At 39.7% G+C, this 23,551-nt stretch carries 24 protein-coding genes; 8 read left to right on the top strand and 16 right to left on the bottom strand.

The genetic code is table 11. The features are described from left to right. Nucleotides 1-137: 137 nt before the first annotated feature. Complete coding sequence (locus tag FZC40_RS05025) at nt 138-626, bottom strand: GNAT family N-acetyltransferase (protein ID WP_148602915.1); 489 nt, start codon at nt 624-626, stop codon at nt 138-140. A gap of 217 nt (nt 627-843) precedes the next feature. Here FZC40_RS05025 and FZC40_RS05020 point away from each other — a divergent pair, with 217 nt between their 5' ends. Both FZC40_RS05020 and FZC40_RS05015 read left to right on the top strand, forming a co-directional pair. Then, nucleotides 844-1,491 (top strand): GAP family protein, encoded by a 648-nt coding sequence (locus FZC40_RS05020; RefSeq protein WP_148602832.1) that lies wholly within the window; start codon nt 844-846, stop codon nt 1,489-1,491. 175 nt (nt 1,492-1,666) lie between these two features. Continuing rightward, nucleotides 1,667-1,915 (top strand): CPF_0552 family protein, encoded by a 249-nt coding sequence (locus tag FZC40_RS05015; protein WP_148602831.1) that lies wholly within the window; start codon nt 1,667-1,669, stop codon nt 1,913-1,915. Nucleotides 1,916-1,993: 78 nt separating this feature from the next. Here FZC40_RS05015 and glf read toward each other — a convergent pair whose 3' ends face one another. The 4 genes from glf to FZC40_RS04995 form a co-directional block, all read right to left on the bottom strand. Further along, nucleotides 1,994-3,094 (bottom strand): UDP-galactopyranose mutase, encoded by a 1,101-nt coding sequence (glf, locus tag FZC40_RS05010; RefSeq protein ID WP_148602830.1) that lies wholly within the window; start codon nt 3,092-3,094, stop codon nt 1,994-1,996. A 121-nt stretch (nt 3,095-3,215) separates the two neighbouring features. After that, nucleotides 3,216-4,274 (bottom strand): lysylphosphatidylglycerol synthase transmembrane domain-containing protein, encoded by a 1,059-nt coding sequence (locus FZC40_RS05005; protein WP_148602829.1) that lies wholly within the window; start codon nt 4,272-4,274, stop codon nt 3,216-3,218. A gap of 28 nt (nt 4,275-4,302) precedes the next feature. Continuing rightward, on the bottom strand, nt 4,303-5,343 hold the full coding sequence (locus FZC40_RS05000) for a glycosyltransferase family 2 protein (RefSeq protein ID WP_148602828.1): 1,041 nt from the start codon (nt 5,341-5,343) through the stop codon (nt 4,303-4,305). Beyond that, on the bottom strand, nt 5,340-5,606 hold the full coding sequence (locus FZC40_RS04995) for a hypothetical protein (RefSeq protein WP_148602827.1): 267 nt from the start codon (nt 5,604-5,606) through the stop codon (nt 5,340-5,342). Before FZC40_RS04995 ends, FZC40_RS05000 begins: the two co-directional genes overlap by 4 nt. A 342-nt stretch (nt 5,607-5,948) precedes the next feature. Between FZC40_RS04995 and rsmH the strand changes: the two genes are divergently transcribed. From rsmH to FZC40_RS04980, 3 genes are all read left to right on the top strand, one after another. After that, nucleotides 5,949-6,998, top strand: a complete 1,050-nt coding sequence (rsmH, locus tag FZC40_RS04990; RefSeq protein WP_148602826.1) for a 16S rRNA (cytosine(1402)-N(4))-methyltransferase RsmH — start codon at nt 5,949-5,951, stop codon at nt 6,996-6,998. Nucleotides 6,999-7,202: 204 nt separating this feature from the next. Further along, complete coding sequence (locus FZC40_RS04985; RefSeq protein ID WP_187389059.1) at nt 7,203-7,634, top strand: MarR family winged helix-turn-helix transcriptional regulator; 432 nt, start codon at nt 7,203-7,205, stop codon at nt 7,632-7,634. A gap of 12 nt (nt 7,635-7,646) precedes the next feature. Further along, nucleotides 7,647-8,897, top strand: a complete 1,251-nt coding sequence (locus tag FZC40_RS04980; protein WP_148602824.1) for a multidrug effflux MFS transporter — start codon at nt 7,647-7,649, stop codon at nt 8,895-8,897. Nucleotides 8,898-8,987: 90 nt separating this feature from the next. Here FZC40_RS04980 and FZC40_RS04975 read toward each other — a convergent pair whose 3' ends face one another. Then, the gene (locus tag FZC40_RS04975) at nt 8,988-10,544 is read right to left on the bottom strand and encodes an ABC-F family ATP-binding cassette domain-containing protein (protein WP_148602823.1); all 1,557 of its coding nucleotides are present in this window, start codon (nt 10,542-10,544) and stop codon (nt 8,988-8,990) included. Nucleotides 10,545-10,953: 409 nt separating this feature from the next. Here FZC40_RS04975 and FZC40_RS04970 point away from each other — a divergent pair, with 409 nt between their 5' ends. Beyond that, on the top strand, nt 10,954-12,876 hold the full coding sequence (locus FZC40_RS04970; protein WP_186843658.1) for a sensor domain-containing diguanylate cyclase: 1,923 nt from the start codon (nt 10,954-10,956) through the stop codon (nt 12,874-12,876). A 70-nt stretch (nt 12,877-12,946) separates the two neighbouring features. Here FZC40_RS04970 and FZC40_RS04965 read toward each other — a convergent pair whose 3' ends face one another. Next, complete coding sequence (locus tag FZC40_RS04965; protein ID WP_148602821.1) at nt 12,947-13,207, bottom strand: hypothetical protein; 261 nt, start codon at nt 13,205-13,207, stop codon at nt 12,947-12,949. A gap of 262 nt (nt 13,208-13,469) precedes the next feature. On the opposite strand from FZC40_RS04965, the gene FZC40_RS04960 reads away from it, so the two are divergent. Beyond that, on the top strand, nt 13,470-13,970 hold the full coding sequence (locus tag FZC40_RS04960) for a hypothetical protein (protein ID WP_148602820.1): 501 nt from the start codon (nt 13,470-13,472) through the stop codon (nt 13,968-13,970). A gap of 107 nt (nt 13,971-14,077) precedes the next feature. Here FZC40_RS04960 and FZC40_RS04955 read toward each other — a convergent pair whose 3' ends face one another. The 9 genes from FZC40_RS04955 to FZC40_RS04915 all read right to left on the bottom strand — a co-directional run bounded on the left by FZC40_RS04955 (nt 14,078) and on the right by FZC40_RS04915 (nt 21,864). Then, nucleotides 14,078-14,476, bottom strand: coding sequence for a DUF3592 domain-containing protein (locus FZC40_RS04955; RefSeq protein ID WP_148602819.1), 399 nt, complete (start codon nt 14,474-14,476; stop codon nt 14,078-14,080). 44 nt (nt 14,477-14,520) lie between these two features. After that, nucleotides 14,521-15,168: an ABC-2 transporter permease gene (locus FZC40_RS04950; protein WP_186843659.1), complete on the bottom strand. Its 648-nt coding sequence runs from the start codon at nt 15,166-15,168 to the stop codon at nt 14,521-14,523. Between the two features lies 1 nt (nt 15,169). Then, nucleotides 15,170-16,027 carry an ABC transporter ATP-binding protein gene (locus FZC40_RS04945; RefSeq protein WP_148602817.1) on the bottom strand — a complete coding sequence of 286 codons (858 nt, stop codon included), beginning with the start codon at nt 16,025-16,027 and terminating at the stop codon, nt 15,170-15,172. Between the two features lie 274 nt (nt 16,028-16,301). Then, nucleotides 16,302-17,207 (bottom strand): sensor histidine kinase, encoded by a 906-nt coding sequence (locus FZC40_RS04940; RefSeq protein WP_311135681.1) that lies wholly within the window; start codon nt 17,205-17,207, stop codon nt 16,302-16,304. Nucleotides 17,208-17,360: 153 nt separating this feature from the next. Beyond that, nucleotides 17,361-18,158: an ABC transporter permease gene (locus FZC40_RS04935; protein WP_148602815.1), complete on the bottom strand. Its 798-nt coding sequence runs from the start codon at nt 18,156-18,158 to the stop codon at nt 17,361-17,363. Then, on the bottom strand, nt 18,151-19,074 hold the full coding sequence (locus tag FZC40_RS04930) for an ABC transporter ATP-binding protein (protein ID WP_148602814.1): 924 nt from the start codon (nt 19,072-19,074) through the stop codon (nt 18,151-18,153). The genes FZC40_RS04935 and FZC40_RS04930 overlap by 8 nt, the downstream gene beginning before the upstream one ends. 233 nt (nt 19,075-19,307) lie before the next feature. Further along, nucleotides 19,308-19,988, bottom strand: a complete 681-nt coding sequence (locus FZC40_RS04925) for a response regulator transcription factor (RefSeq protein WP_148602813.1) — start codon at nt 19,986-19,988, stop codon at nt 19,308-19,310. 123 nt (nt 19,989-20,111) lie between these two features. After that, entirely contained in the window at nt 20,112-21,008 is an 897-nt protein-coding gene (locus tag FZC40_RS04920; protein WP_148602812.1) for a DMT family transporter, read from the bottom strand. Then, on the bottom strand, nt 20,998-21,864 hold the full coding sequence (locus tag FZC40_RS04915) for an AraC family transcriptional regulator (RefSeq protein WP_148602811.1): 867 nt from the start codon (nt 21,862-21,864) through the stop codon (nt 20,998-21,000). The genes FZC40_RS04920 and FZC40_RS04915 overlap by 11 nt, the downstream gene beginning before the upstream one ends. A 191-nt stretch (nt 21,865-22,055) precedes the next feature. Here FZC40_RS04915 and FZC40_RS04910 point away from each other — a divergent pair, with 191 nt between their 5' ends. Next, on the top strand, nt 22,056-23,543 hold the full coding sequence (locus FZC40_RS04910; protein WP_148602810.1) for a carbohydrate-binding domain-containing protein: 1,488 nt from the start codon (nt 22,056-22,058) through the stop codon (nt 23,541-23,543). Nucleotides 23,544-23,551 lie beyond the last annotated feature (8 nt).

Genomic DNA, 23,551 nt, shown 5'->3' with positions numbered 1-23,551 from the left:
TAGTTAAACGAGGTTAGCTTTGAGAAATTAGATCTTTCCGCATGAAACAATCAGTTTGCGCCGCATCACCCATTTTAAAATCATTTTATTACGCCATTATATGAATTAAGTTAAGTGAGCCTGGCACAAAGTCACAATTAAAACTCTAAAATCATATTATACCATTTAGAACCACCGTGAACTGATTTAGATGTACCCGTATTTACAAACCCAAATTTTGTATAGTAATGAATAAGTTTCTCTTTACATGTTAAAATAACGCCTTTGCGTTCCTCTAATTTTGATGCTTCTATCATGTGATTCATTAATTGTGCAGCAATTCCCTGATTACGATATTCTGGTATCACATCAAGTCCGAAGACAGTCTGGAAATCACCATCTGAAACATGTAGTTCCGCATCATTATATAATTCATCATAGATAGCCGTTTCATTGATTATACAACCATTGATAAACCCAATTATTTTCCCATCAATTTCTGCTAAAAAAAATTTTTCTGGAAATACCTTAATGCGTTGTTCAAATGATGTCTTCGTAGCAGCCTCTGCCGATGGAAAGCATCTAGCTTCCACTTCGACTACTGCTTCTAAGTTTTCTATAGATACTCTTCTAATATTAAGATGCATTACACTAATTTCCTTTTTCGCTGGAATATTTTGGTCGTTAACTGTTTTAAATGTTATTATTGTATCATTAAATTGCTTTTGACGAAAGATTAAAAGCATCCCCTTTTCAAAAGACCGTCACCAAAAATCCAGCCTCAGATTAAATTGATTTTGTCTATTATATTTATAAAATACAGGGTATAATAAGAAAAAATCAAATATATTTTAAGGAGTATTTATGGAACATACTTTTTTTGAGATTCTCCCTCTAGCCATTGGGTCAGCCATCAGTCCAACTGGCCTCTTATTTATTATGATGATTTTAAGTGGTAAAAACAATTCAAAAAAGAGTGCCCTGAGCTTTGTCCTTGGCGGGACCTTATGTTTGACCTTACTGGGACTGTTTATTTTTTTCACAGCCAAGCCGGCTGTCACTTCAACCATGCGTCCTGATATTACATCCAGTATCATTGATATTGTCCTTGGATTCCTGATTATAGTCATTGTGGTTACATCAGTCTTTTCTAAGAAAAAGCCCAAAAATGATGCTGCTAAAAATAAAAAAAGGCCTTACTCACTTATCGGATTTTTATACATGTTCATCAATATATCTACCCTTATTCCTTTTATTGCTGCAGCTAAAATTATCGCCATGAATAAGCTGGGTGACTGGGATGGTATAGCTATTCTCCTGGTGACAATCATAATCGCCATGTGTATGATTGCGTTTCCCGTTATAATCAGTTATGCCATGCCCCAAAAATCGCAAAGTATTCTTGGCCCGGTGAATGGATTTATGTCAAAAAACGGGGCTAAAATAGGCAATGTTTATTTCACACTTATGGCGATCTATCTTATTTATCATGGAGCAGTTGTATTTATGTAAATAATGTAGATAAAAGCAACACTGACCAATCCAAAGATATGTATCTTTATGACAAACTATGCGTTATTAGTAAAAATAATATGATTAACATATTAAGTGGAAAAAGAAAATTGTTTAAATCTCATTTTAAAGCGTATAATGGTAAAATAATATTTTTTATAAGGAGGGTTTATTTATGAGACAAATTATGGGGATTCAAGTTGGAAATCGCGAAAGTGATGCATTAAAGGTTCAGCAATTATTGACAAAAAACGGTTGTATCATAAAAACACGTCTTGGTTTACACGAATCGTCCGAATCATCATGTAGTATCACCGGACTAATTATTTTGGAATTTCTGCCTGATAAAGAGGAAGAAATAGCCGTTTTGGAAAAAGAATTGCATACCTGTGATTCTGTGATGGTTAAAAAAATGCTGTTCTAATTTTTTGACCATCAAAAAAACTACTCAATTAGAATTTGATTGAGTAGTTTTTTTTTCATTAATTTAATTTACAAATCATCAGATACTCAGAGACGATATCGATTCAACCATCTCCATCGCTCTGGCAACGACGACATCCATATTGTAATAGCGATACTCGGCAAGCCGGCCGGCAAAAACAACATTTTCTTCAACATCGGCTTTTGCTTTATACTTCAAATAGCATTCCTGCCACTCCTTTGTTGGGAATGGATAAAAAGGCTCTTCTCCATCGCAGGGGAATTCTTTCATGACAGTGGTTTTCAGGTGTTGTTGTCCCGTTATTTTTTTATATTCCGTAATCCGCGTGAAATCATAATCGTTGGGATAATTAACTACCGCTGCATCTTGAAAAGATTCGCAATCATGGTCTTCCATTTCAAAACGGACGCTCCTATATTTCAGTTTACCAAATTGATTATCATAAAAATAATCAACTGGTCCAGTGTAGATCATCTTGTCATAGTCAATCGCGTCTGTCACTTCCTTGTAATCAGTATTGAGCATCACCTTGATATTCGGGCGATCGATCATCTGCTCACACATTTTAGTATAACCCGCTTTGGGAATCCCCTGATAACGATCTGTGAAATACCGTGTATCCCGGTTGAACCGGAAAGGGATCCGGGATATTACCGATGGATCCAGTTCGCTCGGCGACACTCCCCATTGTTTAGTGGTGTAGTTCATAAAGAATTTTTCATAAATATCTCTGCCGGCATTGCTTAAAGCCACATCCTCACTGCTTTTTATCAACTCCACCTTTTCCTTTTGGCTTTCGATAAAATCTGCCATTTCAAACTGGGAAAGGTTGGTGTTATACAGCTGATTAATGGTCTCCAGCGTAATCGGCATGGGAATAAACTGTCCGTCCACAAAGCTTAAGACGCGATGCTGGTAATCCTGCCATTCGGTGAATTGGCTCAGGTATTTCCAAACCTGCTGATTATTGGTATGAAAAATGTGGGGGCCATAGTTGTGAATCAGGATATGGTTGGCATTGTAGCTGTCATAGGCATTGCCGCCAATATGTTGCCTTTTTTCGATGATTAGGATTGTGTTATTTTCATTTTGAGCCAGCAGATTAGCAAAGGTCAGCCCCGCCAAACCCGCTCCGACGATGAGATAGTTGAATTTCATATAATTTCCTCATATATTAAGTTTTGCAAGGAAGTAATATATACCTGAATCGGCAGCCTTGCAATCTGACGTCCTTTTCTTAGCTTTGATCTTTGATTTTAGACTTAAATGATCGGTTCTTCTAGATTATTCGTTTTTTTTCTATTTTTATTGACTTTACATCTTTTTTCAACAGAAACGACTTGGCAACGACAACAATCAAACTGATAATCACCAGAAAATAGAAGTCCAACCCTCGGGTAACCATAAGTGAGGGTGTTAACAAGGCACTGGTGAATACCCCCTGGAATACGGTGTAGTACATCAATTCGGTAATGCCTTGAGCCCCCGGCAGGGGCATCATTTCGACGGCCACATAAATCGCCGCCTGAAGCAGTACCACCGTGACCATAGAAGTCCCACTCAGGGAAAATCCCTTATAGACAAAATACGTGAGAATATACAGACAGTTTCGCTGTAGAAATGTCAAGATGAAGACAACCAGAATTTTCGTTTTGTTCAGCATTAAAAAATTGACGGCGCCATGGTAACCTTCAATAAAACTTTCAATTTTCAGCTGGCGTTCCTTTGATAATTTAAGGATATGGATTCTAATCAGAAATCCATCAATAGATTGAGTGATTTGACGCACAATCCCAGGTACGAACATGGCGGCAAGCAGAACGGCGACGGATATGATATTGAGTGCCAAGCCCAGATAATATAAAGCCATGAAGCTCTTGAGATAGTAAGTCAATGGAGCATACCAAAAGACCAACAGCACAATGCCGATGAGAGCAAGCACTAGCTTACTAAACAGGGCCAATATCATTAATATCACCGAACTATTCGATAAAGAGTTTCCATCTTTTCTCATATAATAGAGCTGCATTGGCTGTCCGCCCAGGGCTGAAGGCGTGATGGATGAATAAAAATAGCCGATAAAAGAATAGGCAATGCATTGAAGCATGCTGTTTGTTTCACCAAGACCATGCATTAAATACCAAATGATGACGGCCTCGAGGACAACAAAAATCAGAGCCGCCAAAATAGCAAGGAACAGATAGCCGACATTCATACTGGAAATAGCAATCAGGATCTCCCCAACGTCATTGCCCTGCAGCATTGTATAAATCGTCAGACCCATGACGAACAGGAAAAAGAGCAAATAAAGCAACTTTTTGTTTACTTTTACAGCCATCCGCCCCTCCTTTCTGATGCCGGTAGCATCAATTGAATTTATAAATTTTTTGAGCAACGCGATAACCGGAAATCGACAGTTTTCTACCAACGGAACCGGGCATATTAGTCAAGCCACTCATTGATGTATATTTCAGTTTACGATAAAGATTTTTATCGCGTGACTTGATCTCGTTCCACAATTTGTTTTTTTGCAGCATCGATTCTTCAGAATTAATCATCAGCAATAAAATATTGGTGATGGACATAATAATTGACAGATAGCGATACATATATGCTGCAAGTCTCGGTTCGTTCTTTTTCACGGCATGTAAATCCACACAGGTCAGCATCCGTTCCGTTACCCGAATTTGCTGATCAATCCGGCTGAGCATGACATCTTCATTCACGGATTGATCCTCTCTGCCAATGAAATAATGATAAAGATCAACGTCCATATAGTATAGGTGCTCAACATAGGGTAACGGCTGGTAGGCAAAAATATTGTCGACATAGAACGTGTGCTCTGGCAGTTTTACCCCACTTTTTCTTAAAATTGCTGTTTTGAAGATTTGCGAATGCATAAGCAAATACTGAGATGCTCTAAAATTGCCGATATCCTTCCACCTGCATAATTTTTCGTCATCCAACACATTCTTGTAAGAGATGTCATGACGCGTTTCTTCATACAGATGGTCATAAACATAATTACAGATAAACAAATCCGGAATGATGGTTCCGGAGTTACTCTGTTTTTTTAGACAAAAATCTCTAATTCTGAACATCAATCGATCCAACGCCTGCCGATCCAACCAATCATCGGAATCCACAACTTTGAAATAAATCCCGGTTGCATTTTCCAGTCCCACATTTACTCCAGAACCATGACCGCCGTTTTCTTTGTTGATAACCTTGATCATATCTGGATACTTGATACTGTAATTCTCAGCTATTTCACGTGTTTTGTCTGTTGAGCCATCATTGATGATGATGATTTCCACATCATTTCCGGCATATAATAATGAATCAATACAGCGATTCATATAGTCTTCTGAGTTATAACAGGGAACTATAAAGGATATATATTTCATGCTGACACCTTTCTAGATACTTCGCAATGCATCAATGAGCTTGACGCAACTGGTACTTGCTGATGCTCGCACTGTTCAAAAGCCGATACGTCTAAACAGCCGATGATCGTCATCATCGGCTGTTTTCCTGTTTTAGCTGAACCGAGAATTGAATCAAACTCCGTCTCGTCCACTAAAAATTCGATGTGTTTAAGCATTTCAAGGTTTTCCTCACTTGTGTTATATTTTTTGGTGATATCCTGCATCGATAATAATTTATTCATATTTGCCTCCATTAATTGTCAGTGCTTTCATTACACCGATATTGTTATTTTTTCACTGCTCATTACTGATTCAATCGCTGATTCAATACTCCCCCACTCCATTATTATTCAGCAAATATTGTAACATTATAATCGCCACATTGTCCTTAAAGAAATAATTGACGGCTAAAAAAGCATGTCTTTTTGCTGTGAATTTGATTTTATGAGTAGTATTTGGTATTATAATATTTCAACAACATTAAAAAACTATTAAAAAGGTGGAAAAAAGAGTGAGTACAACATATTATATGAAATTCATTTCAAATTTCGAATTTGCACACGTTAAATTTCTAGTGTCGCGCAATGGATAATCAAGAGCAAAAACATCAGCGACGTCCGCGATACAAAGGCACGCACCCAAAAGCTTATAAAGATAAGTATAAGGAACTGCAACCTGAAAAGTATGCTGATACGGTAGAAAAAGTTATCCAAAAGGGCAGTACCCCTGCTGGTATGCATCGTTCAATTTGTGTTAAAGAGATATTGGAATTCTTGCAAATCACACCCGGACAAACTGGATTAGATGCCACCCTTGGTTTTGGCGGCCATACTTTGGAGATGTTAAAATGTTTAGACTCAAAGGGGCATTTGTATGCAACGGATGTCGATTCAATTGAGTTGCCCCGCTCCCAAAAACGCTTAGAGAGCTTAGGTTATGGCTCTGAAATTTTAACCATCAAGCAAATGAACTTTTCCGATATCGATCAACTTGCATTAGAATCAGGGCCATTGAATTTTGTATTGGCAGATTTAGGCGTCTCTTCAATGCAGATAGATAATCCCGAAAGAGGATTTTCATTTAAAAGTGAAGGGCCATTAGACTTACGCCTGAATCCTGAAAAAGGGATATCTGCCGCGGATCGTTTAAAAACTATTTCCCAGGATGAATTAGAAGGAATGTTGATGGAAAATGCGGATGAGCCTAACGCCGCCGCAATCGCTGGCGCAATTATTTCCCAACGCAAAAAAGGAATTAACATTTCAACGACAACTCAACTTCAGGAAGTAATCAAAGACGGGCTTAAATCTATTCCCGGAAATAATAGTAAAGATGCGATTAAAAAATCCTGTCAACGATGCTTTCAGGCGTTGCGAATTGATGTCAATGATGAATTTGAAGTATTATATGAATTTTTGGAAAAACTTCCCGCGGCCCTTGCTGAAGGTGGGCGCATTGCGATCCTTTCTTTTCATTCAGGAGAAGATCGTCTCGTTAAAAAATCATTTCAGCGCTTTTTTCGTGAAGGCGTCTATCGTGAAATAGCTCCCGGTCCTATTCGGCCATCATCAGAGGAATGTAATGCCAATGGCCGTGCTCGTTCTGCTAAATTGCGATGGGCTGTAAAAGCATGATTTTTAATTTTCATCGGTTTCTCTGCTTCAACTCCAAACTGTGATCCATTCCTTCTTGTAATTGACGATCCATTCTTTTGATAGAGATGTTCCCTTCTAGAATATGATATGGTTTTCAGGTTTAAAAAAGTCAGTATTAATTATTGACCTTTTTATTTTTTTTATATATAATCGTAGCATGCTACATATTTAGCGAGGGTAATGATGCAACAAAATGACGAAATCGGATTTTTTATAAAACTTATTAGTGAATGTCTTCAAAAAAAAGCTAATCAAACCCTTAAAGAGTTTGATTTGACTTTATCTCAGGCACGTATTCTTTTCTATCTGCATGATCGTAATGAGACACAAACCTCTCTGAAAGATCTTGAAGACTTTTTTGAAGTGACCCATCCGACAATTATCGGTATCTTAAACCGATTAGAAGGAAAAGACTTTGTCCGAAATGAACATAATTCAAAGGACAAACGGCTAAAGACTATTTTTCTCACTGAAAAAGGTATCAATCTTTTTTTTACAATGGATCATTTCAGGAAAACAACCGAACGAAAAATGATGCAGGGATTGACAAGCGATCAAATCACTGAATTGCAATCATTATTAACAACCGTTTATAAAAACATTCAGGAAATTTAAGGAGAGAAATTAATGACTCAATCACCTAACCAAACCAACCTGGAAGTTGGAAACAAGCAGAAATATCTGGGAAATAAAGGCCTCATCGTTTTTATGGCGCTCATGAACATGTTTGTTCCTCTTTCAACAGATATGTATCTGCCAGCGCTGCCCAGCATGAATTCATATTTTGGAAGCAGTTCCGCCGTAACAAATTTAACTTTAAGTGCATTTTTCTTTTTTTATGCTATTGGCATTTTATTTTGGGGGCCTCTCAGTGAAAAGTATGGCCGTAAACCCATTCTTATTGTGGGAAGCATTCTGTATGCCGCAAGTAGTATCGCCTGTGCGCTTTCAATAAACATTTACTTCCTGATTGCCGCCAGAATCCTTCAGGGGATCGGTTCCGGGGCGATTACATCCGTTTCCATGGCGGTTGTAAAGGACTCGTACTCTGGAAAAAAACGGGAATCCATTTTAGCCATTTGTCAATCCATCACGGGGCTTGCACCCATGATTGCACCCATTATCGGTGGTTTAATTTTAAGCTTCTCCACTTGGAGAGGCTCCTTCTGGACCCTTTCACTCATTAGTCTTGTCAACCTTGGTTTCTCGCTTCTATTCCAGGAGACGTTAAAAGATGAAGATCGCTATACCGGAACATTGTTTGGCTCCTTCGGTCGTTTGATCATTGTCAGTAAAAATAAGAGTTTTATTATCCCGGCCTTCATATTTGCTTTAAGTACGCTTCCATTTATGGGTTATATTGCTGTTTCATCCTATATTTATGTGGATTACTTTGGTCTCAGTGCTCAGGTTTACAGCTATTTCTTTGCCGCCAATGCCTTGCTGTCCATAGCGGGACCTTTTATCTATGTTAAATTTCTAAGCAATATGGATAAAAAGCTCTTTGCTTCAATAATTTTAGCCATTGCAACATTAAGCGGCGTTTTAGTCATGACACTGGGTACCTTAACACCCTTATTATTCTGGGCGTCCTTCATCTTCATGTCTGTAGCAGGTACTGTGATGCGCCCTTTCAGTACCAATCTGCTACTTGATCAACAGGAAAGTGATACCGGTTCTGCCTCTTCTGTAATTGGTACACTCTTCACCGTATTCGGGAGTATTGGCATGTCTCTAGCTTCTATTTCATGGGGAAATATCGTCTTCGGTCTCGGCTTGCTGATCACAGTCTTCTCATTATTATCCCTGCTTTCATGGAATTTGTTTATGAAATCAAAAATTCCCTGCGTGGGAGTAAAAAACAGCTCATCGAACTGAAGCGTTCGTTAGATGTCTTCTCTGGTTCTTAATATTGTTAATTGGAAAGACCTTGTTTGACAGACCGTCAAACAAGGTCTTTCCTGCAATTTAAAAAGCTTTGGTTGTCCACTGGGAACAATCCCATACCTGACTGACAAAGTCCTCATAAAATTCGGGTTCATGGCAGACCATCAGAATAGCTCCGTTATATTCTGTCAATGCGCGCTTAAGTTCGGCTTTCGCATCGGCATCGAGATGATTGGTCGGTTCATCAAGAACCAGTACATTTGTCAATCGGTTAATCAATTTACACAGCCTTACTTTCGCCTGCTCACCACCGCTCAGCACCCTGACCATACTTTCAATATGCTTTCTTGTCAGTCCACATTGCGCCAGCGCAGAACGCACCTCATTCTGATTTAATCCGGGAAATTCTTCCCACACTTCTTCAATACAGCTGGTGCTGATATTCTGATCCATTTCCTGTTCATAATAGCCAGTTGCCAGTTTTTCACCCTGTTCAACGGTGCCCCTAATCGGCGGGAGCAATCCCAGAATGCTTTTTAAGAGGGTTGTTTTACCAATTCCATTTGTTCCAGTTAATACAATTTTCTGTTTTCGCTCCATGATTAAATTAAGCGGTTTCGACAGTGGTTCATCATAACCGATGACTAAATCATGGGTCTCAAAAACGCGCCGGCCTGTTGAACCGGCTTCTTTAAAATGGAATCTGGGTTTCGGCTTATCAGCTGAAAGCTCAATAATTTCCATTTTATCCAGCTTTTTCTGCCGAGACATGGCCATATTCCGGGTCGACACCCTGGCCTTATTTCTGGCAACAAAGTCCTTTAAATCGGCGATTTCATTTTGCTGGCGATTGTAAGCCGCCTGTTCCTGGTCTTTTTTTGCTGCCAGCACTTCCTGAAATTTACCATAGTCACCGACATAACGCATCAGTTTCTGGTTATCCATATGATAAATGATATTAATTACCTGATTGACAAAAGACAGATCATGGGAAATCAGAATAAATGCATTTTCATAGTCATTCAGGTACCGCTTTAACCACTCAATATGCTGTTCATCCAGATAGTTTGTCGGTTCATCTAATAGCAGGATATCCGGTTTTTCCAGCAGCAGTTTTCCAAGCAGTACTTTTGTCCGCTGGCCGCCGCTTAATTCGGTAATATCTTTTTCCAGGCCGATTTCGTTCAGACCCAGAGACTTCGCGACTTCTTCCACTTTTGAATCAATCAGATAGAAGTCATGAAACTCCAACAGTTCCTGGAGGTCTCCCACTTCTTCCAAACTCTTTTCCAGTTCTTCGGGACTGTCTTCACCCATTTTTTCATAGAGAAAACCAATCCGGCTTTCAATCTCCAGCAAAAATTCAAAGGCTGAAGTCAGTACATCCCGGACTGTCATTCCCTTTTGTAAAATGGCATGCTGATCCAGATAACCAACCCGCACATTCTTGGCCCATTCCACCTTGCCCTCATCCGGCATCAGCTTTCCGGTTACAATATTCATAAACGTGGACTTACCCTCACCATTTGGACCAATTAAACCGATATGTTCTCCTTTTAACAATCGAAACGAGACTTGATTATAAATCGCCCGATCGCCAAAACCATGAGAAAGATTTTCGACATTTAAAATACTCATTCATTCTCCATTTCTTAATTCACAAATATAAATTGATTTCATTTTTTGTAGATAATCAGCCTGATTTCTGTACACCAGATCTAATAAGAACGACTGGTGTGAAAAATTTATCAAGGAAGCAATATGCGATTCAATCTGCTGCTATTACTTCTTTAATTATACCATAATTCTACCTATATTCGGAAGCTGATAAAACGCCATTAAATTATTATTAATGGCGTACCTGAACGGATCGGATGATTTGCCTAAGATTTATTAAAAAGACTTGCATCAAAAGCGCTATCCTGATTGACTATACTGAGCTTCTCGCAGTATAATGAGATTGCAAAGCATTACAAGTTTTTATTTTAGCCGTTTTCTGTCTCCATTTCGCATTGATTTTATAATTTTACCGGAAAGAAGGCATCCCATGCGCCAACATAAAATATTACTGCTGATCATCATCCTAATGATGCCCTTTTGGGGAGGATGTTCCAATCAAATTTCTACACCACATCAAGAAGCTGAAAAAGGTCTTCTTGATTTCAGCCAAGTTAGTTTGGAAAATAAAGTGATTCCTTTAGACGGTGAATGGGAATTTTACTGGAATCAGCTTCTGGAACCTGGAGAATTGGAACAGAGCGCCATGAGTGGTTATGTAAATTTTCCTTCCTCATGGAATAAATACGAACTAAACAATGAGCAAATTTCCGGCGGCGGCTATGCAACCTATCGATTGAAGTTTATATCCTCTGAAAAAGAAATTCTGGCGCTAAAGATTCCTAAAGTCCGCACGGCCTATAAACTTTGGGTCAATGGAAATTTGATCGCAAATGCTGGGGAAACGGGGAAAACTAGAGATACAATGACTCCGCAATATTTGCCACAGGTTGCTTCCTTTGAAGCGCAGCCGGGAGAAAATGAAATTGTCATTCAGATTTCTAATTTTTTTATGCCCTGCGGGGGGCTGCTCAACAGCATCCAACTTGGCGGAGAACCCCAGATCCTTGGATTACGCTATAATGGTATTGCTTATGAACTTTTCCTTTTTGGCGCTTTAATGATAATCGGTATTTATCATCTGGCTTTATTTTTCTTTAGTAAAAAAGACCCTGCCCCGCTGTATTTTGGCTTATTTTGTCTGCTGGTGGCCATTCGAACTTTAATTGTTGGCGAATCCTTTCTCTTCTTTCTTTTCCCATACTTGAACTTTGAAATTGCCCGAAAAATACAGACCCTTGCTTACTGTTTGGCGTTACCAATGATTGTCATGTTTTTCAGGTCGGTTTTTCCTCACTATTTACATTCCAAAATCGTCAAAATGGTTCAATTTCTGGCAGTGGCTTATGCCGTGGTCGTTCTTCTTACCCCAACAAACGTAAATACCGTCATCAATCCTTTTTATCAGATATGGAGTATTTTTCTTATTATTTATCTGTTAACCCGACTCATAAAAATAGTCCTTAATAAAGAAAAAAACGGTTGGCTTTTTCTCTTGGGTGGTCTGGTTCTGGCGTCAACCAGTCTCATCGATATTGTCGCCCTTAGCGGATGGATCAATGATAGTTGGCCGCCCTTATTAAAAATGATCTTTCAAGACGATGATTACAGTTCATCCGGTCAATTGATCTTCGCCATTGCTAATTCTTTGCTGCTGGCAAAGAGCTTCTCTGACTCTTTAGAATACAAAACCGAAATGGGTGAAAAATTGACCGCAATGAATGATCATCTGGATGACCTGGTTTCTCAACGGACAAGAGAACTGACCGCCTCAAACGAAAAAGTCGAACAGCAAAATTTTGAATTGGAACTAATCAATCATGAACTTCAAAAACTTTCACTGCGAGATCCGCTGACCGAGCTATGGAACCGACGTAAATATGATGAAGCAATCCAATTGGAATGGCTTCGGTGCTTGAAACAGCAAAATCCAATAGCGTTGTTATTTATTGATGTCGATTATTTTAAGAATTATAATGATCAGTATGGTCACATAGCCGGTGATGAATGTTTGATGAAAATCGGGGAAACACTTAGAACTTCTCTGTCACGTCCAACCGATATGGTGGTTCGTTACGGCGGCGAGGAATTTATTGTGCTTTTATCTGAGACCCCGAAAGAAGAAGCTGTAAATATCGCGCATTGGCTGCTAAAAAGAATCGATAACCTTGCCATTCCCCATGAAGGCTCTTTGGTGAAAAACTGTGTTACTGTGAGCATCGGAGTTTCATGTATGATTCCAACTGTTGGTTCTACCCATGAACATTTAGTCAAAACTGCAGATAAAGCTCTGTATCATGCAAAAACTGGTGGGAGAAATCGAGTTGATTATTTGGATGAATTGTTGTCATAAACATTAAATGCTTTACCCAAAAAAATCCCCAGAAGGGGATTTCAACGCATTGATACCAATTCGATTTTTTTCAGCTATCCTTCCCGATTTCCTCATACCCGAGAACTTCGTCCATTTCCGATTTTATGGGTCGATATTTTGCATGCCAGGTCAGCCGATCTAATTTTGGCTGCACTACCTCATAAACCGAATCGAACGTCGAGATTTCGCCTCGGTCGCCCATCACTTCGAGAATCCCATTCTGGTAATCCCCCTTCAATACTTCCCCCGTTGTATTCGACAAATAGAGATCATCGCTAAATGTCAGTTTTCTTAAATCCAAATCGATCATTTCTATTCTCCCTTCATTTATTTGCTTTCTTTGTCATGATAATTATACCCCTGATTTACTGTATTATTCACATTTATCTAAATCAATACTTCATTTTATAAGTTAAACCCCTAATTTTGAAACGGGATTTTTTTCATCGATCAATGTGAAGATTAATATACTTTAATCTTCACAAATAAAACATAAAGTTAACATATGACATCCAAATTTTTGTTGTAAACTAACTTATAACAAAATACGCTTCAGACAAGGACTAATGTTTATGATACTATCAAATACGCAAATGCAATCATCAAATCAATATATCGAAACAAATACCGTTGCTGCTATTAATGCTTATATTACCTTTGCCATCTATGTCCTCTTTTTTTCAGCCCTCGCAGTTTATCAGGTAACATTTCCATTCGATCTCCCTTTTGTCGGATTAGTTACCCTGGTTCAACTGCTAATTTGTATCTTTCATACCGTTAGTGTTGGAAATTCAGGTTATACGACTTCCATTTTTTTAAATCTATTTTCTTTGATAATTCTGAATCTTTCTGAATTCAAGAAAGTCATTTGCAAATCTACTAACCTTGAATTCATGATTCACCTAGGTACCATCATAAGCATTTCCATTCCTTATTATTATATTGCTTATTGCAATATAATTGATGAAATTACGATAAAAAATGAAAATCCAACCCAATCTAATAATAAGTTAACTATCACTCATGATGAAGCAATCATAAAAACTGACAGAAGAACTGGTGCAACGCATTAATACGAAAATAAAAGCAGGGTTTGAAAATGCAAATTCCAAATTATCAGTTCTCCATAACAATATAAATTAGATGGGATCCTGGGGGATTTTACAATCTCCCCAGTCCATCATAAAAGGAAACTCAAAATTTCCATCATCAAACCACAGATTCCAATTAGCACTAAGTTAAATAAGCCACTTCTATCTCCAACAGTAACGATTTTTTCAGGTTTTTCTGGTTTACACCTGATTAACACAGTCTGACCCAGCTGATAATGTGTACCCACCTGTACCGTAGGCCCTTCAGCATGATAGATACCATTTGCAATTGTATATTCTAAAATTGGTGTAAACTCATCAAAAACCGCTTTCCCGGTTCGTACTTTATTTTGGTGAATCTCAGCCACGATTGCCTCAAGTTCAACACCATAGGAATCCTGTTTTTTTACCCGAATCAGGCAAATTAATGACCACACGATTAGAATAATTCCCATTACTTCTAAACTATATGATAAATAGTCAATCATCTGAATTTCTCCTCTTTGATCTCAAATAAGTTTTATTGACTCGCTCACAGATCTATTTTTTCAAAACGCGTTACGGATTTCAGGTAAGCAAGAGTAGTCACCAGTAAAAACACCAAAATTCCAAAGCTAAGAACAGCCAGCTGCTGAGGCAAATAGCGGAGATTCAAAGTATCAAGTGTGGTTTTCAGAGCTGGTATAAGCTGAATTAAAAGCTCGGCAACACCAACGAAGATGGCCATGGCACTGCAGGCGAAAACATAGGGCAGCCCTATTTTGAAGGCCGTCTTATAAACCATGGGTAGAAAGACCATGTTGAAAATGGCGTACATTATAAAAACAAGGCCGAACAGTGCAATATTGGCTTCCATTCCCGCCTGATTTTCTAAAGGATTGAGGATGTTTCTCAGAATAGCAAAAGGTATCGAAACGGCAATTTGAGCAAGTTCCATGATGATGATCACGCCAAATCGTGCCTTCACTGTAGCCCTTTTGGGAACGGGCAGAAGGGTTGTAAAATACACATCATTGTTCGCCTGTCCTCCCACAAAAATGAAAAAGATACCCAATGTCTGATAGAAGAAGGCAACATAGTATGGATAGTTGGGAATCAGAAGCATGAACGCCATCAAAAGGAATATATAACAGGTGGGATGCAAGGCGAGTTTAAATTCTTTGTAAAGTAAATTTTTCATTTTATGCTCTCCTTTCAATATGAACCATGATGGATTCCAAATCGGCTGGGGAGCACTTGATGTCTTGCGCATTTCCACAATCCTTGCTTTTGATCAATCCCGAGAATTCTCCCCTGCGTTCATGACAACCGATAATGATGGACTTTAAATTCTCAGTTAGCTGGTCCATCGATCCTTCCACCAGTCGGTAGGAATCAACAAAAGTGTCCTTTTCCTCACTGACAAGAATTTCTCCGTTTTTAATATAGGTGATTTCGTCAGCGCATTTGTCAAGATCGGATGTGATATGTGTAGAAAATAAAATACTTGCCTGTTTCGAATCCACCACATCAGTAAAGATATTTAGGATTTCATCCCGAGACACCGGGTCCAGGCCACTTGTAGGCTCATCCAGAATCAGAATTTCCGCATGGTGGGATAACGCCAGAGCAAGGCCGTATTTCACACGCATTCCCTGGGACAGCTCTTTAACATTCTTGTTCGGATTCAGTTCAAACTGTTTGAGGTAATCCTCATAGGCCTTTTCATCCCACTGATCATAAAATCGTTTATATACGTTGGTAATTGTCCCCAGCTTTTTTTGCAGATAATAATCCACCCCACCAAAAGCAAAGGAAATCCTCTGCTTGATTTCAGATTCATGAGTCTTTATATCCATCCCGAAGAATTCAACCGATCCGGTATCAGAGTGAACCAGGTTCACCATGGATTTCAGGGTTGTGGTCTTCCCTGCCCCGTTTCGTCCAATAAACCCCATAATAGAACCAGCCTGAAGGGTTAGCGACACGTTTTTTAATTTAAATGCATCATAGCTTTTATTTAAATGCTTAACCGACAGTATTTCTCTCTTGTTTTCCATAATACCTCCAACGTATAAAGATTTCTGCTTTCTCATTATTTTTGATCATCAATCGTTTCATGGCTTCAGTTTATAGTCAAAAGGTTTAGGAAAGGTTAAGTTTGGCAATAAAAGTGTGAATAAACCGATAATATAATTCAGTCTCATTGCAGCTTGTATTTTATGCTAATCTCCTTTTCAAAAACACTGGTGGTTTTTATTTTTGGTCCAGTCTTTCAGGGATCATTCATATGGCATTAAAAAAAATATATATTAAACAAGCTATGGGGTTTTATTAGGGCATCTCCCATAGTGGCAGTTCAACTCGAATTTCAAGCTCATATTCCTGTAAATTCGCTTTTGTATGGCCGTTCATTTTTTCGACAAGAGATTTAACGATGGAAAGTCCCAGGCCGGTGGTTTTTCCCCGGGCTTTATCTGCTGTATAAAATCGATCAAAGAGACGTTTTACATCAATTTCCTGTGGATTCATTACCGGATTTTTAAATGAAATCACCGCATGTTCTTCCGCCAAAATCTCTACCCTAACATTCCCTAGCGAATGAGCAATACAGTTCCGAATGAGATTTTTCACAATTCGGGTAGTCATTTCTTGATCTCCAAAAGCAAAGACCGATGGCCCTTCTTTAAAGCATACCGACAGATTGTTTTCTTCAAAAACTGCAACTGACTCTGCAAGGCATTCGGCCACAAGGTTTGTCAGATTAAAACCTTCAATTGTTGGTTCAGACTCGGCATTTAACAAATAGGAGTATTCAAAAAAGTGCTGAATCAGGTTGCCCAGTTCATCAGCGTGTTTTTGGGCAATGTGAAGTTTTGCTTGTTGATCCTCGGTTAATTCCTCTTTTTCCATGAGTTGCTGATAGCCTTTAATGGCAGTCAGAGGGGTTCGCAGATCATGGGATATATTGGCAATCATTTCCTTAAACTGTTTTTCTTCACGAATGCCGCTAAGCCGAAGGGTTTCTTCGGCTTTGAGACTTTTATTCATATTAGCGGCAAGACAATTAAGTTCTGGATTAATGAGTTCCAGGGACAATGGCTGCCTGGTTTTCTCTCTCAAACGCTTATCAAGCTGGCTGTTCATGCTGTGAAGCTGATACTGGAGAATTCCAATATAAACGGCCAGGAGGCCCACTAAAAAAATCAAAAGACTCAATGCAATCGTCAATCCTTTCACCAACCTTTCTGTTAATAATGTTTGAAATATTTTAAAATTTCAGTTCAGAAATATGATACTCCTAAGTTGTGTTTCAAGGCCAACATCTCTGGCTTATGGGAAATTCCATCATGCAGCACCATCATGCATTGGCCGTTAAATCAGGGTTCGTTTCTACTTGATTTCTGCTTTTCTAAAGGCGACATAGGTAATGGCAAGCATGATTATAATGAAGATCAAACTGACTAAAATAGCTTTGAAAATGTCTGCTGTTTGTGCATTCAAGTCCAAAAACGAATAATGGCCTCCAAAGGGTGTTAATGAAAAAACACGATTAAACCCTGGCGAACTGGCTGCCAATAATGACAACTGGCCACCAAGAAGTGAAATTACATAATAAATAGGTACCACCAGAACCGGTTTCTTGAGAATAAAAGCAAGTGGCACACAAACGCTTAGTTGGGATGCATAAACAATGATCAATACTAAAGCGATCAACAGGAATTTCAAAAGATTAGATGCCTGAAAAGCAGCTGTGCTAGCCTGGGTCAGGTTATTCAGAAATCCCACGGAGACAGCCCCCATATTAAATCCAAAACCTGTCCATAAAGCAATCCCGGTAACAACGGCATAGGGAAGTAAAATAAACCCGATCCCACAAAAAAATACAATGACTTTACTCACAATAACGGTTCCTCGGCTGCTGCCGGATGAAATAGCATCATGGATTGTTTTATTATCAAAATCACCGCAGATGAAAACCCCTGCTAACACAGCACCGAGAATGCTGACCATATTAACATCCGAGAACATAAAACCAATGCCAGTCATTCCGGCATCTATCTGTCCCTGTTCCAGTAGATATGCAAGAACGGTCATGGCCAGGGCACTGATGGTGGTAATAGAAAACAATATTTTAATGGCCATTGATTTGCGCAGTTTAAATAAATCAGCCTGGATTAAATTAAGCATGACTTTCACCCCCTACCACAGAAATAAAGTAATTTTCCAGAGTATCCCCTTCAATTGAAAAATTCGTCACAATAATCCCGTTTTCAAAAATCAATCGTGCCACCAGGGCTTTATCATCCAGATAATCATAAAGTTTTACCGACTGATCAGGCATCACCTTATAATTGGTGGTATTCAAAGCCATTTCCAAAATGCTGGTGAGCTTTTCCGGCTGATCACAGCTAATGAGAATATGGTGTCGGCAGTTTTCTTCAAGCCGTTCAAGGGTCAATGTCTGTTTGATCTCTCCTTTATGGATGATGATATAATCGGTTGCGGTTTGATAGAGCTCCGGTAAATTATGACTGGAAATTAAAATGGTCATTTGGCGTTCTTCACATAACTTTATTAGCAGATTACGAATTTCGACGACCCCAATGGGATCAAGGCCATTAATGGGTTCATCCAGAATTAGAAGTTCCGGGTTGCCAAGCAGGGCGATGGCGATGCCTAAACGCTGTTTCATGCCCAGAGAAAAGTTTTTAGCTTTCTTTTTTCCGGTTCCCCCAAGTCCTACCAGGGTCAGGAGTTCAGCCTCAACTTCTTTATTAGGAATGCCTCTCATAATTCTGTGAAGTTTAAGATTATCGCCGGCAGACATGTTAGGGGTTAAACCGGGATATTCAATCATGGATCCCAACCGTTTTCGTTCGGTTTGCAATGCTTTTTCACCGGTATGACCGAAAAGCTCAATGCTCCCACTTTTGGGGAAACTCAGTCCCGCGATCAACCGCATGAGCGTCGTTTTTCCAGCGCCATTTTGTCCGATGAGTCCATAAATTTTCCCGGCCTCCAGGGTGATCGACACATTATGCAGTACATCCGTGCTTTTATAGGTTTTTGTGAGATTGTTAATTTTCAGCACACAATCATTCATTTCATTTACCAATCCTTTCCTGACTTTTGTGGTAATTGCGAAATGTCTATCCCTTGATGTCGGTTTATATATAGTTCGCAATTACCTTTGACCTTAGTTTAGAATCAATAGGTTTAGAAAAGGTTAAGAAGGACAAAAATATGTCAGGAAAGAGATAATTCAAATTCGAAATCCGTTTTTTTGTACAATGACACCTCACAAAGGCTGTTTTTCAGTATCGTGGGACAGATCATTTAAGCTTTGTACAGCCGATAGCCAAATCCCCAGACGGTTTCGATATAGTCTTCATGAGGATTGGCCTTTTTCAGTTTGCTGCGCAGATTGCTCACATGGGTTTTCACCGCATTATCATCCCCAAAATAATCTTCCTCCCATACAGTTTCATAGAGATTCGACTTGGTAAAAACCTTACGGGGGTGTTCTAAGAGAAGTTCCAGTATTAAATATTCTTTGGTAGTTAATTCGACTTCCCTCTCCCCCACACTCACCCGTTTGGTGCTGTCGTCCAGGGCTAGATCCTTATGCTGAAAAACCTTGTTTTCCTGGATCTGCCGATGGGAACGTCTTAGATTGGATTCCACCCGGGCTACCACTTCTCCTAAGTCAAAGGGTTTAGTTATATAATCATCGGCGCCGATTTTCAAAAGGTCGATTTTTGTGCCAACCAGTTCCTTTGCAGAAATAATGATCACCGGCACATCCGAAAACAACCGGACTTCTTTGAGGATCTCATCACCGCTTTTATAGGGAAGCATTAAATCCAGCAAAATTAAATCGTAGGCATGATTTTTGATTTCTCGGATGCCATCTGTTCCTGTGTATATGGATTTTGCCGCATAGCCTGCATCGGTTAATGCTTCTGCCAGCATATGGTTCACATCCTTATTATCTTCAATAATTAAAATCATATCCATAGGTTGTCTTTGATACCGCCTTTTACTATTGTTGTTTTTGAATCGATGATAAAATTATATCACTAAATGAAGGGCTTTGTCTCCAACTGATCAGAATTTCATGTTTAATGATTTTAAACTTAATTATATACTTGCTGCAATTTTTTTGCTTTCCGATAAAAGCAAGCCGGTCAAAACCAGAACAATACCGCATACCGCCGTTGCTGTGATTTGTTCGTGCAGTACGAAGGCCGAAGTGACCGTCGTAATTACCGGCACCATATAAATGTAAACACTTGTTTTGACGGAACCCAGGAGCTTGACTGCGAAATTCCATGTGACGAAGCAAAACGCAGATGCCCCCAAACCTAAGAACAGAAGATTCAGCAGGTTTTTGGGTTCGGCCAGCTGGGAAAGCGTGACATTGAAATCCATCAGGAACACGACCGGCATCATAAAAATCAAGCCGTAGAAAAAGATGCGCCGTGTCATTTGAATCGTGTTGTAGCCGAAGGCACTGATTTTCTTTGTTAAAGTTGAGTAGGCCGCCCAGATAACCGCCGCCGCGATTGCCAGCATATTGCCTAATGGATTAAGTGCCAAGGCCGTTTCGGTATTGAAACTAAGCAGGCAGATTCCCGCCATCGCGATGCAGAAACCGCCCATGAAACGTGCGTCCGGCCCTTCATCATGTAAAAACAGACATCCGAAAATGGCGGTGAAGAATGGCGCGATTGAGATGATGACGCCGACATTGGAAGCTAATGTATAAGTCAATGCGATATTTTCAAACAGATAATACAGCGTCACGCCACACAGCCCGGCAGCGGCAAATGTCCATTCCTGTTTTTTCAGCAATACAGACAATCTGCGGGGACAAACACACCATAAAGCAAAGTACCCGATTACAAAACGGATGAGCAGGATCTCGATCGGAGCAAATGTCTGGAGCAGTACCTTCGTTGAAATAAAGGTTGTGCCCCAAATCAGTATAGTGATAAAAGCAGCAATATGCCCCGACGGATTTTTATTATTTGTCATCCTGCCACTCCTTTGCCGGCTCCGGCGGTTGTTCTGTATCCGTGAAGATTCTTTGATACTGCTTCGGCGTCAACCCAATGAATTCCTTGAAAAAATTTGTAAAATGACTTTGGTCGGAAAAGCCAGCCATATACGCCGCATCAATCGGTGCTATGCCTTGTTCCAAAAGATTTTTTACTCTGTCCAGCCGTACCGTCTGAAGATATCGGTACGGCGAAACGCCTACTTGCTTTGTGAAGGACCTCAGCAGGTAGGACTTGCCAAAATTGGTCATTTCCAATAAATCGTCCAGGGTGATATTTTCCGCAAAATGATTTTCCATGTAGGTACAAAGCATTTTGATTTGCTGATTTGGTTCCGATATATCAATTCCTTCAAAAGGCGCTGCATATTCCTGCAGAACTTGCTCCAGCAGGAAAAACAAGACCTCTTCCTTTTCCAGCTTTGGGGCACGACGGATAATCGCATTGTAAAAATCCCGAACAAATAGTGTAATGTCGCTTTGACAAACTACATTCTGGGTGAAATAAGGTGTATAGTCTTTACCGGTGATTTCTTTGACCACTTTTGACATAATTTCCGGCTTGATATTGATCGCCCGATAATCTAATATTTCTCCATTGATGGGCGCACAGAAATGATTGTCCCGGGGATTGAACAGAAGCAAATCTCCGGTGGCGACATCATATTCGCGGTTTTTGCACCACAAGTGCCGACTGCCCCCCTCGACAAATCCGATGACATAATACTCATGAAAGTGATTGGGGAATTTTTGAATGATTCCACTCAAATTATAAGCTTCTATCTCTAAATCGCGGTCATAATAAACATGCCGCTGTTCTTGCACTTGTGCCATGACTTTTCTCTCTTTCTCTCATTTTCTATATTATTTTATCACCATAACAAAAATATTTCTTGAATGATATGACACCATTTCGATTTTTCATAAAAAACAGTGTTTGTTCACATTTCGATCACGCAACTATTGTATATTTAATAACAGCAATGATGCTAAACTATAAATGAAAGAGAGAAAACAGACTTACTATGAAAAGATTAAAGATTCTGATACCATTTTTTATAATCATGTTATTATTAACCGGATGTCAATCATCCGCTAATACTGCCACGACAGCTACTGCTGCTGTGGCAGTAGCAACAGCCGGTTTAACGGCCGTTGTTCCATCCACTTCTACAATTGCCGTCGACCCGGAATTTTCGGACCGAGATTTAAAAACAACCTATGACGATAGCACAGCCGTACATGTGACGATGGCTGGAACAACTATTCAGGTTTCAGGCGATGGCGCCACGGCAAGCGGCGGGGTACTGACCATCAGCAAAGAAGGTATTTATGTCGTTACTGGGAGCCTGTCGGACGGACAGATTGTGGTGGCAGCGGCGGATACAGACAAGGTTCAGATTGTCCTAAACGGTGTGACCATCAATTGTGCCGATAATGCTCCAATCTATATTAAAAGTGCCAACAAGGTATTTGTCACACTTGGTAAAGATACTGTGAATACCTTAACCGACGGTTCCGCCTATGTTCAGACGGATGAAAATACCGTCGACAGCGTTATCTTCAGTAAAGCTGATTTAACCATCAATGGGGAAGGTACTTTAAATATTACGGCTAATTATAAACATGCCATTGTCTCAAAAGATGATTTGATTATTACTGGTGGAACCTATAATATTATCGCTGTAAAAGATGCCCTCAGCAGTAAAAATTGTATAAAAATCAAAGACGGTGTGCTTAATATCAACTCATCAACCGGAAAAGGAATTACCTCAAAAAATGACGAGGATAATACTAAAGGATATGTTTACATCTGCGGCGGAACGATTAAAATAACAAACAGTGTTGAAGGAATCGAAGGCACCGCAATCATTGTCGAAGGCGGAACAATTGATATTACTTCACAGGATGATGGTTTTAACGCCGCCGATGGAATCACAACAACAACAACTAATTCAAATGGTCCGGGCGGTGGCGCAATGGAAGCTGATGCAAACTGCTATCTCACCATCTCGGGCGGAACAATTAACATCAATGCGACCGGCGATGGGATTGACAGCAACGGTAATCTCTATATCTCAGGGGGGACTATTGATGTCAGCGGACCGACAGCTAATGACAATGGTGCTCTTGATTATAATGGCACAGCTGAAATCACTGGTGGAACAATCATTGCCGCAGGAAGTTCGCGAATGGCACAAGGATTTTCCGATACTTCAACTCAGTATTCCTTACTTAATAACTTCACAACAGCATGTACTGCGGGAACCGAAGTAACCTTAACGGATGCATCTGGGAATATAATCGTTTCATATACGCCCGTTAAAACTTATCAGTCGGTAGTAATCAGTGCTCCAGCACTTCAAAAAGGAACAACCTATACCTTAACTTGTGGCAGTCAAACTACTGATATCACACTTACCTCGGTCACTACCAGCAACGGTCAGGCAACTGGAATGGGTGGCGGTCAAGGTGGTGGTGGCGGTCAAAATGGCGGTACGAGACCACAATAATGAAATAT

It is taken from the genome of Acetobacterium tundrae (genome assembly GCF_008086615.1).
In the GTDB taxonomy this organism is placed as follows: Bacteria; Bacillota; Clostridia; order Eubacteriales; family Eubacteriaceae; genus Acetobacterium; species Acetobacterium tundrae.
Note: the sequence above shows the minus strand (reverse complement) of the source record. Positions and strands in the feature narration are given on the sequence as shown.

What these genes read in the sequence shown, in the direction of transcription:
- FZC40_RS05025 (WP_148602915.1), bottom strand. Translation starts at nt 626, where the DNA reads ATGCATCTTAATATTAGAAGAGTATCTATAGAAAACTTAGAAGCAGTA.
- FZC40_RS05020 (WP_148602832.1), top strand. Translation starts at nt 844, where the DNA reads ATGGAACATACTTTTTTTGAGATTCTCCCTCTAGCCATTGGGTCAGCC.
- FZC40_RS05015 (WP_148602831.1), top strand. Translation starts at nt 1,667, where the DNA reads ATGAGACAAATTATGGGGATTCAAGTTGGAAATCGCGAAAGTGATGCA.
- glf (WP_148602830.1), bottom strand. Translation starts at nt 3,094, where the DNA reads ATGAAATTCAACTATCTCATCGTCGGAGCGGGTTTGGCGGGGCTGACC.
- FZC40_RS05005 (WP_148602829.1), bottom strand. Translation starts at nt 4,274, where the DNA reads ATGGCTGTAAAAGTAAACAAAAAGTTGCTTTATTTGCTCTTTTTCCTG.
- FZC40_RS05000 (WP_148602828.1), bottom strand. Translation starts at nt 5,343, where the DNA reads ATGAAATATATATCCTTTATAGTTCCCTGTTATAACTCAGAAGACTAT.
- FZC40_RS04995 (WP_148602827.1), bottom strand. Translation starts at nt 5,606, where the DNA reads ATGAATAAATTATTATCGATGCAGGATATCACCAAAAAATATAACACA.
- rsmH (WP_148602826.1), top strand. Translation starts at nt 5,949, where the DNA reads ATGGATAATCAAGAGCAAAAACATCAGCGACGTCCGCGATACAAAGGC.
- FZC40_RS04985 (WP_187389059.1), top strand. Translation starts at nt 7,203, where the DNA reads ATGCAACAAAATGACGAAATCGGATTTTTTATAAAACTTATTAGTGAA.
- FZC40_RS04980 (WP_148602824.1), top strand. Translation starts at nt 7,647, where the DNA reads ATGACTCAATCACCTAACCAAACCAACCTGGAAGTTGGAAACAAGCAG.
- FZC40_RS04975 (WP_148602823.1), bottom strand. Translation starts at nt 10,544, where the DNA reads ATGAGTATTTTAAATGTCGAAAATCTTTCTCATGGTTTTGGCGATCGG.
- FZC40_RS04970 (WP_186843658.1), top strand. Translation starts at nt 10,954, where the DNA reads ATGCGCCAACATAAAATATTACTGCTGATCATCATCCTAATGATGCCC.
- FZC40_RS04965 (WP_148602821.1), bottom strand. Translation starts at nt 13,207, where the DNA reads ATGATCGATTTGGATTTAAGAAAACTGACATTTAGCGATGATCTCTAT.
- FZC40_RS04960 (WP_148602820.1), top strand. Translation starts at nt 13,470, where the DNA reads ATGATACTATCAAATACGCAAATGCAATCATCAAATCAATATATCGAA.
- FZC40_RS04955 (WP_148602819.1), bottom strand. Translation starts at nt 14,476, where the DNA reads ATGATTGACTATTTATCATATAGTTTAGAAGTAATGGGAATTATTCTA.
- FZC40_RS04950 (WP_186843659.1), bottom strand. Translation starts at nt 15,168, where the DNA reads ATGAAAAATTTACTTTACAAAGAATTTAAACTCGCCTTGCATCCCACC.
- FZC40_RS04945 (WP_148602817.1), bottom strand. Translation starts at nt 16,027, where the DNA reads ATGGAAAACAAGAGAGAAATACTGTCGGTTAAGCATTTAAATAAAAGC.
- FZC40_RS04935 (WP_148602815.1), bottom strand. Translation starts at nt 18,158, where the DNA reads ATGCTTAATTTAATCCAGGCTGATTTATTTAAACTGCGCAAATCAATG.
- FZC40_RS04930 (WP_148602814.1), bottom strand. Translation starts at nt 19,074, where the DNA reads ATGAATGATTGTGTGCTGAAAATTAACAATCTCACAAAAACCTATAAA.
- FZC40_RS04925 (WP_148602813.1), bottom strand. Translation starts at nt 19,988, where the DNA reads ATGGATATGATTTTAATTATTGAAGATAATAAGGATGTGAACCATATG.
- FZC40_RS04920 (WP_148602812.1), bottom strand. Translation starts at nt 21,008, where the DNA reads ATGACAAATAATAAAAATCCGTCGGGGCATATTGCTGCTTTTATCACT.
- FZC40_RS04915 (WP_148602811.1), bottom strand. Translation starts at nt 21,864, where the DNA reads ATGGCACAAGTGCAAGAACAGCGGCATGTTTATTATGACCGCGATTTA.
- FZC40_RS04910 (WP_148602810.1), top strand. Translation starts at nt 22,056, where the DNA reads ATGAAAAGATTAAAGATTCTGATACCATTTTTTATAATCATGTTATTA.